The following is a 19,995-nucleotide window of genomic DNA, read 5'->3' on the forward strand; positions in this document are numbered from 1 at the left end:
TATTCATGTCCTCTACTGCCCAATTAACCCTAGCTGATATTGTTACCGTGCGGCCCCGTTTTGGCCGCTCGGTGCATCTGGAGCGCGACCTTGCCACCCGCGCCACCACGCCCGATAATTACTTCCTCACGCCCTCGGCAGTTGAAGCGCTGCAAGGTGTCCTGCGCGCCCAATACACGCCCACAGACCGCGCCTTGTCGCTTATTGGCCCCTACGGCGCAGGCAAAAGTGCTTTTGTTACGTTCCTGGCCCGGTTGGTCTCGGAACCCAAATTCAAGCAGGAGGTCAAGCTCCCTAGTAAGCTGCCACCGGTGCCTCAGCTGCTGCCGGTGCCTGTTGTCGGCTCCCGCTCTGCCCTTGGGCCAGCGTTGCTGCTGGCCTTGCGTCATGCCATCGAAACGGCCCCCGGCGCACCTATTATCCCTAGCGCGTTACTTTCGGCTGAGCTGAAACCGACTCCTCGGAACCTGGCCAATGCCTACCTGGCCGCCGCGCAGGCCGTGGCCAACGCTGGTCAGCATACGGGCCTGCTATTGCTGGTTGATGAAGCCGGCAAATTCCTCGAATACGCCGCCAACCACCCCCAGGCCGGCGACATTTTCGGTCTGCAGGAATTGGCCGAAGCTGCTGCCCGTGCCCCCCAAACCGCACCGCTGTGGGTGATTACGGTGCTGCACCAAAACGCCGAAGCCTACGCCAGTCGGCTCGGGCGCACCCAGCAGGCTGAGTGGGCCAAAATAGCCCAGCGCTTCCGCCAGCTCCCCTTGTTCCCGTCCGATGTGGAGCGTATGGACCTCATTGGCCGCGCCCTGCGTCACGACCCCGGCCTGCACCTCAACGGCACTTTCTCGGCCCAGCTCGCCCCGGTTCTCGACCCCCAGAACCAGTTGCTCCCTACCGGGCTGGCCAGTCGTTTCGAGAAGCTTGCCCGCGCCGCTTATCCCTTGCACCCAGTAACCCTGCTGGCAGTGCCCGCCCTGTTTCGTCGGGCCGGCCAAAGCCACCGCAGCGTCTTCAACTTTCTCGAAGGCCAGGAAAACGGTGCGTTAGGCCGTTTCCTGACTGACCAGGCCTACGACCCCGCCGACCCTGCCTTTTTCCCACTCGATGGCTTGTTCGACTATGGCCGCGACGTGCTACTGGCACATTATACCGGCCCCACCGCTCGGCCCTGGCTCGAAGCAGTAGAATTGGTGGCCCAGGCCCTCAACAAAGAACCGGTTGTAAGCCCGCTGGCTGTCCGCGCCCTCAAGTGTATTGCCCTGCTTACTTGGCTCCGCGATGCTCGGCTAAAAGCCTCGCCTACGGTACTGGCCGCAGCGCTGGGTGCCGAAGTGGTGCCGGCCCTCGAAGAACTTATCAGCCGCTCGCTGGTCGTGTTCAGCCGTGCCCGCGACAGCTACCGCTTGTGGGAAGCCGGCGACGTTGATATTGAAGCGGAGCTGAACACCGCCCGCGCCGGCCTGGCCGGCGACGTGCTGCTGGCTGCTACCGGCGACCCCACCCTGTTTCCGCTGCCGCGCCTCGTGGCCCGCCGGCACTCGTTCGAAACCGGCACCCTGCGTCCCGTAGGGGTGGAAGTGCTGCGTCCCGACCAATTGGTAACCCGTGCCGCCACCCGCCCCGACGAGCTAACAGTCCTGCTCTGCCTGGCACCCGACCCACTGGCCCGCGCCTTAGCCGAACAGGAATCCGAACGTCTTCGCCAGCCCAACTTGCTAGTGGCCGTGGCCCTCGAAACCGAAGGGCTGCGCGACACCGCCTACCACCTGGCCGCTGCCCGCATTGTCGCCGACACGGTGCCCGCGCTGGCCGGCGACCGTGCCGGCCGCCGTGAACTGGAACTACGCCGCCACGAAGCCGAAGCACAATTTCGCACCGAGTGGAGCCGTCTGTTTGGTCCCGCCCTGGGCGGCGAAGCAATACCCGCCGCGAATGCGCCCGACACCGCCGGGCTGGCGGCTACGTGGTACTGGCAGGGCCAGCCCCAGCGGCTGGCTGATGCCCGTGCTTTCAGCCGTCAACTCTCCCTGCTGGCCGACCGCACCTTCGAGCGCACCCCCATCCTGCGCAACGAGATTCTGAACCGTCGCAGCCTCTCCTCGGCTGGGGCTGCTGCGCGTGGGGCATTGGTAAAAGCCATGCTCACCCAGGGCCACCAGGCTCGGCTGGGCCTCACTGGCTACCCGCCCGAGTACGCCATGTATGCCTCCGTACTATCCGCTACGGGCTTGCACCACCTCACCAATGAAGGTGTTTGGGCATGGCGCGCCCCTAATGCTGCCCACGACCCTTACCGTTTACTGCCGGTGTGGGAGGCTATTGAACGCCTGGTGTTCCAGGCTACTGAGCCGCTGCCACTGCCTGCCTTGTATGCCCACCTGCGTGCCGCTCCCTACGGCATCTCCGATGGCGTATTGCCCGTGCTGCTGGCTGTGTTCCGCCGCGTCCGCGAGGGCGACACGTCCCTTTACCGAGAGGGACAGTTCCTGGCCGATGAGAAAGAAGCAGATTGGGAGCTACTGCTGCGTCGTCCCGATATGTTCGCCCTGGCCGACTCCCGCGTTGCTGGGGCCCGCTTAGCGGTTGTCGAGCGTATTGCCCAGGCCACCAATGTGCGTCCCCAACTCGTGCCCGTGGTGCGTCGCTTGCTGCGGATGCAGGACAGCCTACCCGAATACACCCAGCAAACCCGCCACTTGCCGCCTCCGGCCCGCGCCCTGCGCGATGCGTTCCAGCAGGCGCGTGCGCCCGAATACGTGCTGTTCCAAGCGGCTCCGGCAGCGCTCAACCTGCCCCCGTGGTCAGCCGATGCCGACCCAGACCCCGTGCGCGTCGAACAGTTCTTTAAGCAGCTCAACGAGGCCCTGCAAGCCTGGGCCGCTGCCTACCCCGCTGCCCGCGACCAAGCCCGCGACCATTTGTTGCAAGCCTGCGGCCTACCCGCTGGCCCCGCCAGTTGGCTCGACCTGCACCAGCGCATACAGGTGCTGCCGGCTCTCACCTTGCCGCCCTTACTGGGGCCATTCGTCAGCCGTTTCACCGATACAGCCGACCCCGCCGCCGACCTCGACCGGGTGCTGGCCCTCGTTGCCAACCGCCCGCCCAACCTCTGGCGCGATACCGACCTGGCCAACTTCCCCAGCTACGCGGCCCCCTTTGGCGCGGCCCTGCAAGCTGCCTGGAACGGTGCTGGCGCCGTAGCTGCTCCTGCCCGCCCCCGCGTTTCGCGAGCCGAGCAAAAGCAGGTGAAGCAGCTGGTAATGCAGCTCGACCAGGTAGCCCGGCCTACCACTGGCCCCCGCCCACCCGCCCACCTCGTGCGGGCTGCTGTGCTCGAATGGCTCGACGCGCTGGAAGACGAACCGGCCCAGTAAGCCTGCTCGCTTCTTTTCCTTACCCTCGATATTCCCATCCCGTGAACCTACCCAACTATACTGGCCCGCTGCATCCCGAAGGAGCTAAGGTGCGCCACATTCTCTGCCTCTCCGGTGGCAAAGACTCTACCGCCCTGGCTTTGTACATGCGCGATAAGGTGCCCGAAATGGAGTATGCCTTTGCCGACACCGGCGAGGAACTGCCCGAAACCTACGACTACCTAGCCCTGCTCGAAGCCCAGCTGGGAAGGAAAATTGACCGACTCAATCCAGACCGGCCTTTTCAACACCATCTAGATATTCGTAATGGCTTTCTTCCCTCTGGGCGTCAGCGGTGGTGCACTGATTTGCTTAAAATTAAGCCATTTGAGGCGTTTGTAGGTGACGATTTAGTGTACTCTTACGTCGGGATTCGGGCCGATGAGAACCGCTCAGGCTACATCTCCAGTAAGCCTAACATCATTCCTATCCTGCCTTTCAAAGATGATGGGTTAGGATATGACGAGGTAATGCAAGTCCTGGATGACAGCGGTTTGGGTTTGCCTAAATATTATGAGTGGCGCTCCCGCTCCGGGTGTTACTTCTGCTTCTATCAGCAACGAAATGAGTGGGTAGGTTTGAAGGAACGCCATCCTGACTTGTTTGAGAAATCCAAGACGTTTGAGCGGTTCGATGAGGAAAGCGGAACTCGCTTCACCTGGAACCAGCGCGAAAGCTTGAATGAGCTGGAACAGCCTGAGCGCATGGCACAGATTAAAGCAGACCACCAAAAGCGCTTGGAGCGTCAGAGCAACTTTGTGCCCGCCAATTTATTGGACATCCTGAGTGACGATGATGACGGCGAAGAGGGGTGCTTGATTTGTCATTTATAAAAAGTGACAATCAGAATGAAAGAGGAAAAAGGCTCCGCCAGTTTTCACCGAGGTTTCGGGCTTGTTAGAAGCGCCGTTTCTTCAGTACTAGCTCTTGTTAACGAAGGCAAAAACCGTAAGGAAGTCAAAGAGGAATTAGCTCTCGGCCCTGACCAATTTACAGCTGCGGTAAACTATTGTGAGCGTAGTGGTTTGATAAATCAAGCCGGCATTTCTGACTTCGGCCAAGCTGCCTTGGCCAATGACCCAACATTGGCTAATCTCACAACCCAGTGGGTAATGCACTATTACCTTTCTGCCCCACGTCGATACTCTCCTAATTACTGGGCTTTTTTAACAACTGATTTCCTAGGGACGCCAGAGGTTCTAAGTACCACTGCTCTAGGCAAAGTCGTAGTCAGTTTTGCAAAGGAAACATCTGGGCAAGAGCTAAAGGAACGTACCGGAGAAACAGGCGCAACCGGATTTGTATCTACTTATGCTCAAGAGGAAGGTCTAGGAGCTTTAGGGTTTCTCGAAGCCAAAGGTGGCGGCCAGTATCAAGTTACCTCTCCGCAGCCGCTGCCAGCTGCTGCATTTGCCTGCATCCTGGCCGATTACTGGCCCATACTAGCGCCCCAGGGTGAAGCCACCGTCGAGCTGGCTGCCATTACCCGCGGCGAGCTAGCCCAGGTATTGCACCAGTCCGAAGCCCAGCTGAATGCCTTGCTGGCCGAGCTGGCCACGCCCAGCGCTGGCCTCATCCAGCGCCAACGGCTATACACCCCCTACACCGTCACCCGCCAGCGGCTAGATGCTGCCACGGCCTGGGACCAACTTTACGCCTGATTCTACCCAGCACTATCCGGTTACAATGTTATCAGCTATACCCGTCCCCGAAATACTAGGAAATACCCCTCCCTTGTCGCTCCAGCAACTGGTCGGCGACCTCCGCAGTGTCGATGCCCCCAAAGTGCGTACCGCCCTGGTAGAGCTTAGTCCGGCGGCCGTAGTGCTGGCAGCTGGCTGGGCAACGCTGCTCGAGCTGGAAGTAGTACATCTGGGCAAAGTCGTAGCGGCACAAGCCCGCGCCGATGCCGCCCCCGATGCCGGTATCTACCGGGCCGCCGATATCCTAATGCACATCCGCCGGGCACTGCCCCCCGCCGAACGCCACGCGCCCCCACCAGGAGGGGTGTGGCTGTGCGGGCTCGACCTGCTGCTGGCCAAGTTGCCCGAGCCGCAACGAGCCCTCTGCTGGCGCGGCCTCCGCGACGAGTTGCCCTACCTGCCCCCATTGGTAGTGGTGCTACCTGCTGCGCTAGCGGCTCGCTTTGGCCCCACCCCAGCCGCTTGGCCCACGCGCCGGCTAGCACTCTAAGCGTATTCTACTTCGTTTTTCCTTTCCTAGGCCCACCCTCTTGGCATCTCCTATGCTCTACACGATACGCGACATTACTACCGAAAACATCCAGGCCTTGGTCAGCAACGACGTCAAGCTGGCCTGGTACCCCCACGATAAAGACAATACCGCGCTGGCCGGCTCCTACCTCTGGACCAGCCAGCAAATCGGTGACGAGCTGCCCACCGCCAAGGGCCTCGACAACGTCTGCGACGCCTTTCGCTTCGAGAAAGTACCCCGCCGCCTAGTATGGTTGGCCATGTACGGCCACGGCAAATCCCACTTGGCCCTGGCCATGGCCAATTTCTTCGGTCAATCGGTAGGCTCCGAGCCGGTCGAAGCCGTGCTCAAAAGCCTGGGGCGGCCCGAGCGCCTGGTTAGCTTCAAAGAGCAGCGCCCGCGCCACCTGGTCCTGCGCCTTTTCGGCGACGATACCGCCTCCCTGCCGCAGGCCGTAGTGCAAGGGTTGGAGACTGCTCTGCGCGAAACTCCCGAAACGGCCTCAGAGTCGCTTGGCCTCTGGTTCGACCCGGCCCTGGATTTCCTCAACGACCTCGACACCGCCCAGCTCGAAAAAGCCGAAGCCTTCCTAACCACCCACAATATTACCGTAGCTCGCCTCAAAGCCGAGCTGGCTCCCGGCCTGCGCGACGACCGCCACCGCGAGCTGGTGCACCAGCTCTTTGCCCACTTGCACAAGGGCGTCCGCCCCATGTTCGGTGCTGACCGCAACCCTGGCCAGCTGCTCACTCACGCGGCCAAAGAGTTCTGTGGCCCCGATAAGCCGTTCTGCGGTATTCTGGTGCTGTTCGATGAGTTCAACGTGTTCCTGCAGAAGTACGCCGGCGACTATTCCATCAGCGGCCAGGGCAACCCCCTGCAAAGCCTGCTCGATGGCGTAGACACGCTGCGTGAGCAAGCCGTATTCATTGCCTTTACCCAGTACAACCCCGACCTCACCGCCCAGAAAATGCTGGGCAGCGACACCCAGGGGCTCACTGACCTGAAAAAAGAGCTAAGCCGCCTGCCTGCCAACGACCGTAAGCGTCTGGCGTCGCCGCTCGAATCCATTCTGGCCGACTACCTGCGGCAGGATGTTCAGGGTAAAGCCCGTTGGCAGGAGCTGCTGATGGCCAATCCTGAATGCGCCGAGGAGCTAATGGCGGCCATCGACCAGGTGCCGCTGCTGTTCCCCAGCCGCTACGACCCCAATCACCAATGGGATACCGAGCGCCTGACTAATATCCTGGGCAACGAATGCTTCCCGCTCCACCCGCTTACCACGGCCTTGCTATGCAGTGCCACGCTACGCCCTTCCGACACGGCCCGTCCCATCCTGGGCTTCGTGCGCAAGAAGATGGAGCAGTGGAACGAGCAGTCCGCCCTACGTTCCGATGGCCGCCTGAATTGGATTTACCCAGTGGAGCTGGCCGAGTACTTCGGCGAAATGCTGGCCCAAAACGAAGACGCATGGCGCCGGTATGTGCAGACCCGCGAAAACGTCGGCCCGGAAGTAGAGGCCAAGCCGCACCAACTGGTAGTAAAGGCCATGTTCGTGTTCGAGGCCGCTGGCCTTGCCGCGGGTAGTGGTCTGGCTGGTTTTGCCAACAGCATTGCAGCCCTCTCGGGCCTCACCCTTGAGGAAAGTACCGCCCTGCTCCACGAGCTGGCCGAACGTGGCCTGATTCAGCGCAACGAAGCAGCCAAGAAGTACAACTTCTGGCGCCTGGGCGAAGACGGCTCCAAAGCCCAAAAGCGTCTCGATGCCGATATAGCGCAGCTACGACAAGACTCGGCTGCTGCCGCCGATACGCTGGTCGCGGCCCTCAACCGACGTCCTTCACGGCACATTGAAATCCAACTGGGCAACTCTCAGGATTGGGCTGCTCAGGAATACGTGATACCCCGCGTACTCTGGTCCAAACAACTGCTGCTTTCGACCCTAGGCAGAATTGAACTCAGCTCCAACAACCAGGAGCTATACGATGCCCCTCGCGGATTTTTCCTGCGCGCCGTAGCCGGCACCGATGCGGACGTAGCGTGGCTGCAGACCCATGCTACCGATGAGTTGGAACAAGCTCTTTTCGAGTTAGCCCCCCAGAACCCACCGGCCATTGTGCTAACCTTGCCCACCCAGCCGCAGCCAGGCCTTATCCAGCGGTTGCTGGAAACGGAAGTATTGCGTGGCTGGGGTACTGCTACCCGGGAGGAAATTGGCGAGCAGCCGTGTGCTCAGTTAGCCAACGCCGTACGCGAGCAATTGGAGCAAGAGTACAGTGCGCTATACAGTCAGGAAAAACAACTCCCCAACTACCAGGTACCCACCGTGTACCAGGACCGCGTCGACCAGCTGCTGGGCGGCAATAAGCACCCGTTGGCTACTGCTGCCCTCAAAGCCTGCTACGATGCTACCTATCGTCGGTATGCTCCTTTCTTGCCCGATAAAACCAGTGGCACCAATTTCCGCAAGGCGGTCCAGCGCGGATGCAGTTTCCTGCTCAAAGGCAGCTTCATTCAATGGCATGAGGAGGAGGAAGGGCGCGAAAAGAGTCTTTTCAGCAGCGTTCTGAAAGTAAGCGCTACTTCCTGGGGCGTAGTAGACGCGGCCGACCAGGTGTCACCGCCTACTTTGGCCCAGGTAAAGGAAGCATGGGATATCCTCGATGCCGCCGTACCCGCCGGCTCCGACCGGCACAGCCTGCGTGAGCCGCTGCTGACCTTGCTCAACGCACCCTACGGGTACGATTATTATGCGCTGGCGCTACTGTTGTGCGCTTGGGCCGGCTACCATCGGCACAGCGTCCGGTTCTACAACGGGCACAGTGGCACGCCGCTCACCAACTCGGCTTGGTTAGGCACCAACCGCAACATGGAGCAAGTAGTGCAGCACTGGCTCGTCGACTTGGACCTACGGGCTCACCGCGAAGACAAAGGAGTGTTGAACACTCGTATCGAAGCACTGCTGACTAAGCTAGCCTCTGATGCCCCTTTGCTCACGGAGGCAGAAGCTGCCGCCGACTACCAAGAGCTGGTTGAATACGCCGAAAATGAAACCGGCGACCAGCAATTGCGCGGCCAGGCCCGCGAGGGAGCCGAGGTGCTGGCAAACAGTCTCAAACTGGCCGAGCAAGCCAAGCACGCAGTTACTCAGATTGAGCAGAAGCTGGCCATATCCAACCCGCTCAGCCCGAATGGGCTACGACTCACGGTCGAACTGCTGCTCGATACCCGCAAGCCCCTCAGTGCCGGGCGCATCAAACCCGATGCCGCTGCCCAGCTTCCGGCCTTGGAAAAGCAGGTCGTAGCTAAGCTCCGCACCCAAACGGAGCAGACCTGCCGCATGTTTGAAAACGGGAAAACCGATGAGAAGTACGGCGGTAATAAAGAGAAGCTCCGTGAAATTCGCGACCTGCTGGCGAAAGCCAGCGACGACGCGCTACCACCTTTGGTAGCCACGTCTGTCGCCCGTCTGGAAAAGTCGTATCAGGATGCCACCGCCGATACCAAAGATGCTGAGTTCCGAAACCAGCTGAAAGATTTTGCCAAGCGCCGCAACCTAGCCGAACTGCTCGAGTGTGTACCTCTGCTCGAAACTCATAAGCCACACGCCGAAAGCACGGCCAAGCTCCAGGAGAACACGCTAGCTGAAGTAAACAAACGCATTGAGGAAGCCCGCAGCTGGCTGCAAACCACGTATCAGCGCGCCACGGAAGTCACCACGTCCTCGCCAGCCAAAAAGCTGGCCGACGACTCTCGCTTGGCATTTGCTCGTTATGAGGGTACTCCAGAGGAGGCCATCCGTGGTGAGCTTGCCGAACATTGTGACCGGCTAGTTGGCCTGTTTGCGGAATTGGATGACCTAAAGCAGAAAAAGCCGTTGGATGCCAAACAGCTGCAGAAGGTCATGGAGCGCTACGATGAGCTGCTGAAAATTCCGCATTTGTCAGACGCTCAGCAAGAGTTGGTGTCCACGGCCCAGCAAAAAAAGCAGGCCAGATTTGAGGAGCGCGCCCAGGCAGCTGAAGCTAAACTAACAGATTTCGAAGTCCGTCACGCGACAGGTATCGAATCGGCCGCCGAGTTGCTGACTGCCCTCCAGGAAGCCAAGCAGGATGGGCTTCGCTTTCTACCGCTCGATAGTCAGAAGCGCATGAAACCCTTAGAATCTGGCCTCAAAAAGCGTATTGGCGAGGATGCTACCGAAGAAATTGCGCTTCTATTCCTCCGTATCGATGACCCGAAACAGCGCAAAGCTTGCTTGGATAAATTGAGTGGCCTAGCCTAATGCATATGTCAGCTTCTGCTACCTCATACCTTCTGCTTGACTACACGGGCGATGCCCTACTTCCGACTGGTTACGATGAAGTAACCACCGAAGTAGCCTGGCTGGAGGCTGCTTCGGCGCTTCCTGACGGGAGTACTGCGCCACCTCTTATTCTGGTGCGCGGCGCTGAGCTGTGTGGGTGGGCTAAGGTGTGGTGGGAAGCCCGCGGCGGAGAAGTCAATAAATGCGCTTCGCCCTCCAAAGAACTGCTGCAGGTTTGCTCGAAGCTAACTATTGAGCAGGCCAAACTGCTGCTACAGGAACTGCCCGCCGCCCAAAAGGCAGCAAATTCCGTCGAGTTACTGACCTTACTATATCCTGCTACCGTCAGCTGGCTACCCATATCGGCTCATCCCACCGCCGATACCCTACAGAAGCATATAGCCCATTGGTTATTGTGGGTGGCCGACCAAACCGCTGGCTGGCCCGAGCATCATCGGCCAGTAGTACAGGCAGTAGTGACTGCGTATCAAATGCACCACCCCCAGGTAGCACCCCTGTGGCTCACCGACCCTACGGAAGCCGCCCAAGCCATTCGTCAATGGCTGGGAGTTGCTTCTGAAGGAAGCATTCAGGCGGTGCTGGCGCCAGGGTTAAGCTGGTTGGGTGCATTCCCCCTGGCTCTGCCACCTACTTGGCAAGAGCAGGTACGTTCGGCATTTGCCGAGTCGCTGCCTGCTGTGACCGCCGACTCCGCCGCTGCTGTAGTCGCCACCCAGGCATGGTGGGCCCAGCACCTCCGCCCCGAACAGCCAGCCGCCGTTCGGGTAACGGCCGCGCACGTCCTCGCTGACTTCGTGCGCAATAATCCTGCTGCCGCTTCTTTGGCGTTACTCAAAAATCTGGAGACCGAGCTGCCACCTGCGTTAATCAACCAGTTACGGCCACTCGTGGCACCGCCCGTACCACCGCCTCTGCCCACCTCACCTGCCGAGGTACTCACCTGGACCACCCAAGCGTATTTGCCCTACCGCCAATGGCAGGTAGCCAACAAGCAGGACGCGGCAACTCAGCTGGTTGGGAAAGCGGCCCGAGAGTTTGGAAACTGGCTGCTGCAAGTGTATCCCACCCAGCTACTCGATGCTGTTCACCCATATCAGCAGCTGTATTGGTCCAAGCAGGCCAACCGACCCGGCCCCAACGAAGTGGTTATTTGGGTGATTGCCGATGGATTAGGCTGGGCTGATGCCCAGAACTTACTTCGGCTTATTGCGGACGAGAGTGCCAATAAATCCAATGGTGCGCTTGCGGCAACATTGGCGCAACCTTGCTTCGGGCTGCTACCCACTATCACTTCTCATACCAAAGAACCGCTGCGTTGGGGAGTGCCGTTTTCTCACTTGGCTCAGGCCGATACCACCGCTCCTCCTGACCTAAAATCCAACGCCAACCTTGCGGCGGCGGCGGCAAAGGCCCAACCCGGTAGCTTACTGGTTTGGCGTCCGTACGACCCCGACCCCATCTATCATCAACAAGTTGATGCCGATGTAGCCCGCGACTTGGTACAAGGGGCGCTTTACACGTTGGCTACTCGTATTGCTACTGCTGCCAATGCCGTACCGCCAGGCCCTGCCGTGCGTGTCCTGATTACCACTGACCACGGCCGCTTACTCAGCGACAGCCCTCGTGAGATGCTGGCACCCAGCACCTGCAAAGTTGAAGGTCGTACGGCTCACCTGCTGGCTGATGCGCCTGCTGTACGTCCAGCTCCCGATACCGACGAGGTCCGTTGGCTCGACCCCAAGCTGTTTTGCCTGCCCAACTGGGTAGGAGTAGCTCTAGGGGAAGCTGCCTTCCGGATTCCAGTAGGCGAAACAACCCATGGTGGGCGGGCACCTTATCCGCATGGTGGGGTGTGGCCGGAAGAAGTGGTACTACCCTGGCTTGAACTAGTCCGTGATGCCGGTCCTGTCAAAGTAGCCGCGAGCCTCACGGGTGCCGGCCGCGCCGGTTTCCCGGGTGTTGCTCAGCTGCGCTTGCGCAACGACAGCCGTCATCATCTCACCGTTGTCCACGTGAGTATCCGGTTTGGGGCTGCCACTCCTCATATAGTGCCGCTACATCAGCCAAGCGTCCCACTAAAAACCATTGACGTATCTATCGACCTCCCTAGCTGGCCCCATTCATCTGAAGTGCAGAGCGGGCAGCTCGTTGTTGTGGTAGAAACGGCTGATGGCAAACAAGCCTCCTTCCCGGTAGATGCCAACCTTACCAATACCGGTTTGCAAGACCGTGGCGTCGATATTGGGGCGGAGTTTGGTTTCTAGTTTTCATCCTGCGTTTAGCAGTCAACGATACACCGTATGATGCCCGATACCGATACTGAGCAGTTGCAGGCTAAAATTGCCCGCGTCTTCGGCAACCAAGCCATTGACAAGCGCCGACTGGCTGCCTCGCGTCTGCAAAGCCGTGGCATTCCTGGCTACGTAGCCGAGTGGGTCCTTGATACGGTTGTGCCCGGTACTGGCCCCCTAACGGCTGAAGAGGCTGTCAAAGTCCAGGAGTGGGCAGCTCGTGTCATTCCCAAGCCCGACGAAGGCAACATCATCCGTAACCGATTAATGGCTGGGCAGCCTGTTAAACTGCTTACCCCGGTGCAGGTAGACGTGCTGCTCTCGCAAAAGAAAGCCGACCGCATTGCCCGGTTGCCAATGATTGGGGTAAACGACGCACGCATTACTGATGAGTTGGTTAACAACTATCCGGCTTTGTTAAAGCAGGGGATGTGGGGAGTGACGGAACTGCTCTACATTCCTGACCAGGGAGTGGTTATCACGGGCTTCAAACCCATGCAGGCAACTATTAATCTGCAAGGGTGGCGCGAGGCCAGGGCCCAGTTCACGCTGGATGAATGGCGGGCGGTGCTGTTGCAGTCCATGGGTTATAACCCCGACGTCTTTACACCCGACCAGCAGATGCTCATGCTGGCCCGTCTGCTTCCACTAGTGCAGAAGAATTTGCACCTCATGGAGTTGGCTCCGAAAGGCACTGGCAAGAGTTATGTGTATGAGAATATTTCTCCCCAAGTACGCCTCGTTAGCGGTGGCAACGTCTCACCGGCCGTACTTTTCGTTAACAACAGCAATGGCTTACCAGGGATTCTAGCACGCTACTCTGTTGTAGTGCTCGATGAAATTCAAACACTGAAATTTGAAAAGCCCGAGGAAATAGTAGGGGGGTTGAAAGGCTACCTTGCTAACGGTCGTATCACCCGCGGCGGCCTCCATGAAATGGCTTCCGATTGCGGTTTCGTGCTGCTGGCTAACATTACCCTGGATTCCAACCTGCGCCCTGCCAAAGACCCGCTCATCGGAGAGCTGCCAAAGTTTCTCCAGGAAACGGCCTTCATCGACCGTCTGCGCGGCCTTATCCCCGGTTGGGAAATTCCGAAGCTGACGCAGAATAGCTTTGCTAAGGGCAGTGGCCTCAAGGCCGACTACTTTGGGGATGTGCTCATCGCCCTACGTCATGACATGGATGCCGATACCTACTGCAGCCGCCACGTAAATCTCGGCCCAAAGGCATTCCAGCGCAATCAGGAAAGCGTCCGGGCGTTAGCCAGCGGCTATCTAAAACTGCTGTTTCCACACAATGAGTTTGATGAGGCTGACCTGTACCGCTATTGCATCCAGCCGGCCATCAAGCTGCGGCAGGGAATTTGGAATCAGCTATACAACCTCGACGCTGAATACCGGCAGTTCGACAAGAACTTGGTAGCAGTTATAGGTTAAGATTCTGACAGCATGATTTACCTAGACCACCACGCCACTACCCCCTGCGACCCAGTGGTTGTAGAGGCTATGCTGCCCTACTTCACGGCACAATTTGGTAACCCATCTTCCGCTCATTTCGCGGGTAGCCGGGCTGCCGATGCTGTGCAGTTGGCCCGTGAGCAAGTGGCGGCATTAGTAGGAGCCCAACCCGGTGAGGTCATCTTCACCAGTGGTGCCACCGAAGCCAACAACTTGGCCCTGCTTGGTTATGCCCGGGCCGCGCAAGCAACCAACCCGCGCCGTCGCATTGTCATTTCGGCTATTGAGCACAAGGCCATTGCCAACCCAGCCAAGCAGCTCGTGCGTGAAGGCTTTGAAGTAATTGTTCTTCCCGTTGATGCACAGGGAACAGTAAGTATGGCGGCGGCGGCAGAAGCTATAAATGCTGATACGCTTCTGGTTTCCATCCACGCTGCTAATGGGGAGGTTGGTACCATCCAGCCCATAGCCGAGATAGCTCAACTTGCCCACGCCGCCGGAGCCCTCATGCACACCGATGCCGCTCAAGCCGTCGGCAAAATCCCGGTTGACATGCTAGCCTGGGGCGTCGATATGCTCTCCCTCAGCGGCCATAAGCTCTACGGCCCCCAAGGTATAGGAGCCCTCATCGTGCGTCACCCCCGCCGTACCCAGCTCGAACCTCTCGGCTATGGTGGTGGCCAGGAGCGCGGCTGGCGCGCCGGTACTCTCAACGTCCCCGGCATTGTCGGCCTCGGGACCGCTTGTGCCCTGTCTGCCCAAGTGTTGCCCGAAGAAAGCACCCGCTTAGCAACCCTACGCGACGAGTTTGAAGCCGCTGTTCTCGCAGCCATTTCCGGAGCACGCCGCAACGGTAACCTTCACAACCGCCTCCCTCACAACACCAGCATAACCTTTCCTGGCATCGAAGCCGATGCCCTCCTGGCTCGCCTTCCCACCCTAGCCCTGAGCACCGGCTCTGCCTGCGATGCCGGCACCGTGGAGCCATCCCCCACGCTGCTGGCCATTGGCCTTTCGCGTGACGATGCCCGCGCTACTGTGCGAGTTGGGCTAGGGCGGTTTACTACATCGCAGGAGGCAGCGCAGGCCGCTACAGATTTGTCGCGACAAGCCACCAAATTAGTTGACCTTGTGCTCCCCTAAACAGGACTCATTCGAAAAAACTACCTGAACAGTATGGCCTTTGTTTTTAACACCGTCAGCGAGGAAGAAATAACCCGCTCCCTAAATGGCAAGCAGATGATGCACGCCATTCGCTACGACGGCGATGACCAGTTATTCGTAACTGGGCGGCCCGGTAGTGGCAAGACAACAATTTCCCTCCTTAGGGCTGTTTTTCTGCACAATCAGCCCGATAAGAAGGTTTTGCTGCTGACCTTTCAGAACCTACTTGTCACTAGCTTACGAAACAGTGTCCCGGTAGATATGAGACTGAACATAAATACGTTCGACTCGTGGAGTGGGCAGAAAAAGTCTGTATTGAAGCTTGACTTTAACGCCAGCGTGGAGCAGCTTACAGAGTTACTCAGTACCCAGGGTGAACGATACTATGAAATAATAATCGACGAAGCTCAAGATTTGCCAAGCAACGTTTTCCAACCATTGTTTGCTATTACTGACCGCCTGACTATTGGTGCAGATACCGGCCAGAAGGTTCACCCAGAGGGAACAACAGCCGCCGAGATAGAGGAAATAATAAGCCAAACTCATGGCATCCACGATGTAGAATTGCAGTACAATTACCGCAACTTCTTCGAAATCTATGATTTTGCCAGGCAGTTCGTCCCGCACATGCCTTTCGCCAATGGAGCTCTTTTACTCGACTCAATGCCGAAAGGCAAAGGCCGTTTGCCAGAGGTTATCCAAACTGCCGACGAAATCAAAACAATACTCAACCTGCTGGAGCAACACACTGGCGAGAACATAGCTGTTCTATTCGAAAGCATTGCTCAAGTCGACAGTTTTTCTGAGGCCCTGAAACAACATAATCTACGGCATACAAAATATCATTCTAAACTGGAATGGAGGGATAAAAGGACAACGCTCGCCAATGTGGAAAGCATAGTAGTAACTACCTATAAATCAGCCAAAGGACTGGAGTTTCAAACCGTTATTATGCCTCATGCCGAACGATTACGGCCATCTGTTGGAAACTTCTTCAATCCTGAACATTGCTACGTAGGTTGTACCCGTGCCACGCAGAATTTGTACCTAACCTATCGCGGTGACAAGCTTCCTTACTGCATACTGAGCTTCCGTGCAGCGTCATACACTCATCAGCCAATTCCGCAATTGACGGAGGAAAACGATTTACCATTCTAAGAGCATGGCAAAGAACAGCACTTTTGTTAGCATAGATGACCTTCGTACCCAAGCTCGCAAGCATGGCTTAGATACATCTGGAAGAAAGGGAGATATACAGAAGCGCCTTGAGGATGCTGGGCATTACACTGCGAAGGAAGAAGCGCCATTGTTTCCTGCGTCTAGTCTGGAGAGTAGTAGAAGCAGCAGCCAAACGCTCTTCTTTCAGCTTCCTGTTGATAACATTGGTCGTTACTTTAAACGCGGCGTTTTTTATCCCTTGGCGCTTGAACTTGACGAAGATATCAAGCGGATACGCCAACCAGACCTGCTTACAAAGTGCCCCGACTATTTAGTGCTTGCACCAGGTAGTATCGACTATTTGGAGGAATCAGATGTATTGGTTGAATTATTACTCCAGCCCACTGAGAAAATCAAGCTGCGACCATTTCGTGATGTATTTCTATACCCCGAGCCGCTACCCATTTCGCGCATCAAGAAACTTCTCTTTCATGGAGAAAAAGCTAGAATGCGGTTTTTAGCTAATGCAAATACATTCAAAGACTATTTCGCGCCAGCTCAGTTAACTGGGGTTATATCAGACAGTATTGCTAGGCTCAATCAGCTCGAATTTGAAACTGACCTATCCTCTTCAGAATCAAACACGCTCACTACAGATTCTCAGCCTATTCTCTGGAATACCGTTCTTGCCAAATATGACCGCATTTTAGGATTGTTTGCGTACCTACGGAATAGTTCTGTTGTGCTAGCAGCTAAGACTAACTCTATTCAAGAGTATTCCAATGATGCACTTGCCGCGCTGCATTTGTTGAATGAGGCGGCTCCAAAACAAGCCACGGAGCGAACCGGCCTTTTCAATTATCTGCTTAGACGAAGCACTCCAAGCGTCGATAACGACTTAACTCCTAGTCGCCGACTATTCTTTGAGACGGTAGCGGCAATTTACGATAACGATGCACCCACCTATGCCTGGGCTGCCGAGCATATAAAAAGCATTGGCTCCAGCTTGCCAGCAGGTGCCGACCCAGTCCCGCTGCGTAACGCCTTCAAAACCTTTGAAGCGTTGACTCAATCTGGGCAAACAACTCCCCAAGAAGCTATTCGTTCATTCAACCAGTCCAATACGGCTAGCGACCAGGACGGTGGACTCGATATTCCGTTTGTTTCATTGGTTTTACTTGGCCGGTACTCTAACCGCGAACGAACCAACACTGATAAACAAGTTGCTCTTAATTTTCTGCGTACAGCCCGCTTTCGAGCGACTGAGTTAGGCCCTCTTTTAGCGATGCTAGGTCTGTATTACGGCTACGAGCGCATGCCACGCCAAGACGAAAATGCAGCATACGAATTCTTACCTGACTCTCCCTTTCATCAACTTGCCCAACGTTATGGTCGGCTGCACTTTAGCATAGAGCGCCCGCTTGACCGTGCTATCGTCGAGTGCTGCTTTCAATTTGCTCTTACCAACAACACTAGCAATAATGATTTGGCCTTCTTAGAACTTACAAAAGCTGGGACTAGGGAAGAGAATGAATCGATTCCAGGGACCAAGCGTAACCCAATATCAAAAGTGTTTGGGGTGCCCGTCTTCCGCGACGAAATGGTGCCACGCGTTGAGCCACGCGTTGAGCCACGCGTTGAGTTAATCCAATCTAACCCTGTTCAGCATAGCCAATCTCAATCGTTCCAGAACTCATCGCCTTCAACCATTTCCATCTTAAGAGCAGCCTATCCAAACGGAACAGTACCTGTTGGCGATTCACTTATCGCTGCGTTGGCCCAACTGCGACCCAATCAACTTACGCTTCCAGTTGAGGTGCTTGCACAACTCATAAGCTCTCTGACTGCTGAGCAACGCGATGTTTTACTCAGTCTTATGCGAATAACTCGCGGCAGCAGCCAAAATAGCGGCACTACAGCAACTCCGGGCAAATCATCCTTCTGGAAGAAATGACATTAGACGAACTGTCAACCCTACTTGCGGCGCAGAAAACCCCTGACGAGCTAAATGCTGCTATCACTACTAATGAGCAGCTAATCAGCTTATGTCTTCTGGTAACTGACGTTTCAACGCTTGAAAGCCACCAAAAGCTGGACGCCGCTTTCCATTCTCTCATTGAAAGCAGTGCGTTTAAGATTGCCCGAGCGTCTGGTGTACCTCCAGCCAAAATCAATACACTACTGCTGTTATTCGCCACTGCTTTCGAGCATAGTGGTGGATGGGGCAACATCGGCACGATGTTGAGTTTTATTCCTGATTCTTCGATAAAAAAACGTCTTACAGCTGGTAGGAGGTTTCGTCGCATTCCGAATGCCATCACTGGTTACGCTGCTGTATTCGAGCCCGTAATGCAACAACTGAACGGTGCCACTCATGAAGATGAGACAGACTACAGTGCACCTGTTATTCAAGTCGTTTTGGACTATTGGCGCATTGCATCCGAACAACTCACAACTCACTATCCAAATGCGCTGGCTGAATTTCAAACCCTTTTTTTATCAGCTAATAATCAAAAGCGTTTTCCATTTTTAGCTCACCCTGTTGTTCAGGATGCAGTAACTAACCCTTCTTTTGAAGCTGTTCCCCTTTCGGTCGAGAATGGCATTCTCGTCACTGCTGAACACCCTCTACTTCCTACTGCGCAAATTCTTGCCACGTTTGATGAGCACATCACACAGCCTATAAACACCGACCAACTGAGGTGGTCCAATTACGCTGGACAGTTTAGGGCGTTAGTTTGAAGAAGCTGTTGATGAGTGTGATAGGGCGTCTGATAGTCGATGCTGGAGTGTAGGCGCTCGTGGTTATAGTAGTCAAAGTAGTCGGCGACGCTGGCCTGCGCGTCGGCCAGGTCGGCAAAAACGGGCCGTTCGCGCAGTTCGATCACCTCGGTTTTGAGGCGTGACCAGAGGCTTTCGGCTTGGGCATTGTCGTAGCAGTCGCCGCGCCGGCTCTGCGAGCGCACGGCGCCGTGGTCGTGCAGCAGCTTTCGGTAAGCATTGCCGCAGTACTGCCCGCCGCGGTCCGAATGCACCAGCAGGCTTGGGGTCGGCGGCTGGGCCCAAAAAGCGCGTTGCAAGGCCCTGGTGACCAATTCTTCCGGCATCGTCGCCCCGACTTGCCAGCCGACCACCCGCTTGCTGGCCACGTCCTGGAAGGCGCACAGATAGGCCCAGTCGCCGTTCGCCAGCGGCAAGTACGTGATGTCGCTGACCCAGACCCGGTTCGCATGGGTCGGCTTGGGCTGGTCCAGCAGCCGGTTCGGCGCGCACCGCAGCCCGTGGGTTGAGTCGGTGGTGCGCGGGGTGTAGGCCTTGGGTTGCAGCGCGCGCAGGCCCCGCCGGCGCATGGCCCCGCGGAGGCGGTGACGGCCGACACAATGGCCTTTTCGGCGCAAAGCGACCTGCAGTCGGCGCGTACCGTAGCGGCGTTTGTGGTGGCCGAATGCCTTCACCAGCGCCGTTTCCCAAGCGGGCTCGCCTGGTGCTATACTTTGTTGTTGCGCGTGTTGCCACGCGTAATACCCGCTGGCCGGTACGCGCAACACCTGGCAGAGCAGGCGCACGGGGTGCGTGGCCCGCTGCCCGTCGATGAAGCGGTAGCGGCTCATAGGCTGTCGGTCGCCGAGAAGATGGCAATGGCTTTTTTTAAAATGGCCAGCTCCTGCGCCTGCCGCCGGGCCAAGGCCCGCAGCTGACGCAACTCCGCCGCCGTGGCCGGGTCCAAATCGGCCCCACGAGCCGCCGCCACGGGCGTGAGTGCCTCTTTCTGCCACTTGTAGAGCAGTTTGGGGCTGATATTTAGCGCGCGGGCGGCTGCCTGGGTGGAGCGGCTCTCGCCAGCCAGGCGTAAGGCTTCGACGCGGAAGGCGGCGTCATAACGCCGACGTTTGGCGGGTTGGGGGCTGTCTTTCATGACAATCGAAAGTTAAGACCCTATTCTGTCCAGATTTATCCGACCACCTCA

13 protein-coding genes are annotated in these 19,995 nt (G+C 57.3%); 11 read left to right on the forward strand and 2 right to left on the reverse strand.

The genetic code is table 11. The features are described from left to right. Window positions 1–5 precede the first annotated feature (5 nt). From BEN48_RS14520 to BEN48_RS18855, 11 genes are all read left to right on the forward strand, one after another. On the forward strand, window positions 6–3,377 hold the full coding sequence (locus BEN48_RS14520; protein WP_125932665.1) for a hypothetical protein: 3,372 nt from the start codon (window positions 6–8) through the stop codon (window positions 3,375–3,377). A 41-nt stretch (window positions 3,378–3,418) separates the two neighbouring features. After that, window positions 3,419–4,249, forward strand: a complete 831-nt coding sequence (locus BEN48_RS14525; protein WP_241502282.1) for a phosphoadenosine phosphosulfate reductase family protein — start codon at window positions 3,419–3,421, stop codon at window positions 4,247–4,249. A gap of 3 nt (window positions 4,250–4,252) precedes the next feature. Then, entirely contained in the window at window positions 4,253–5,077 is an 825-nt protein-coding gene (locus tag BEN48_RS18845) for a DUF4007 family protein (RefSeq protein WP_158010207.1), read from the forward strand. A gap of 73 nt (window positions 5,078–5,150) precedes the next feature. Beyond that, window positions 5,151–5,609 carry a hypothetical protein gene (locus BEN48_RS14530; protein WP_070735618.1) on the forward strand — a complete coding sequence of 153 codons (459 nt, stop codon included), beginning with the start codon at window positions 5,151–5,153 and terminating at the stop codon, window positions 5,607–5,609. A 52-nt stretch (window positions 5,610–5,661) separates the two neighbouring features. Continuing rightward, a complete protein-coding gene (locus tag BEN48_RS14535; RefSeq protein WP_070735619.1) occupies window positions 5,662–9,915 on the forward strand; it encodes a hypothetical protein in 4,254 nt (1,417 codons plus the stop codon). A gap of 5 nt (window positions 9,916–9,920) precedes the next feature. Continuing rightward, window positions 9,921–12,221, forward strand: a complete 2,301-nt coding sequence (locus tag BEN48_RS14540) for a hypothetical protein (RefSeq protein ID WP_125932667.1) — start codon at window positions 9,921–9,923, stop codon at window positions 12,219–12,221. A gap of 36 nt (window positions 12,222–12,257) precedes the next feature. Continuing rightward, a complete protein-coding gene (brxL, locus tag BEN48_RS14545; protein WP_070735621.1) occupies window positions 12,258–13,685 on the forward strand; it encodes a BREX system Lon protease-like protein BrxL in 1,428 nt (475 codons plus the stop codon). A gap of 12 nt (window positions 13,686–13,697) precedes the next feature. Further along, a complete protein-coding gene (locus BEN48_RS14550) occupies window positions 13,698–14,849 on the forward strand; it encodes a cysteine desulfurase family protein (RefSeq protein WP_070735622.1) in 1,152 nt (383 codons plus the stop codon). Between the two features lie 33 nt (window positions 14,850–14,882). Beyond that, a complete protein-coding gene (locus tag BEN48_RS14555; protein ID WP_070735623.1) occupies window positions 14,883–16,028 on the forward strand; it encodes a 3'-5' exonuclease in 1,146 nt (381 codons plus the stop codon). Between the two features lie 4 nt (window positions 16,029–16,032). After that, window positions 16,033–17,982: an SAP domain-containing protein gene (locus BEN48_RS18850; protein WP_125932668.1), complete on the forward strand. Its 1,950-nt coding sequence runs from the start codon at window positions 16,033–16,035 to the stop codon at window positions 17,980–17,982. Beyond that, complete coding sequence (locus tag BEN48_RS18855) at window positions 17,979–18,770, forward strand: hypothetical protein (RefSeq protein WP_125932669.1); 792 nt, start codon at window positions 17,979–17,981, stop codon at window positions 18,768–18,770. Before BEN48_RS18850 ends, BEN48_RS18855 begins: the two co-directional genes overlap by 4 nt. Here the strand turns inward: BEN48_RS18855 and BEN48_RS14565 are convergent. Next, on the reverse strand, window positions 18,740–19,639 hold the full coding sequence (locus BEN48_RS14565) for an IS3 family transposase (protein ID WP_070735501.1): 900 nt from the start codon (window positions 19,637–19,639) through the stop codon (window positions 18,740–18,742). The two genes, BEN48_RS18855 and BEN48_RS14565, sit on opposite strands and share 31 nt — an antisense overlap. After that, window positions 19,636–19,944 carry a transposase gene (locus BEN48_RS14570; RefSeq protein WP_070735502.1) on the reverse strand — a complete coding sequence of 103 codons (309 nt, stop codon included), beginning with the start codon at window positions 19,942–19,944 and terminating at the stop codon, window positions 19,636–19,638. The genes BEN48_RS14565 and BEN48_RS14570 overlap by 4 nt, the downstream gene beginning before the upstream one ends. Window positions 19,945–19,995: the final 51 nt, after the last annotated feature.

The sequence above is a fragment of the Hymenobacter glacialis genome (assembly GCF_001816165.1).
GTDB lineage: Bacteria > Bacteroidota > Bacteroidia > Cytophagales > Hymenobacteraceae > Hymenobacter > Hymenobacter glacialis.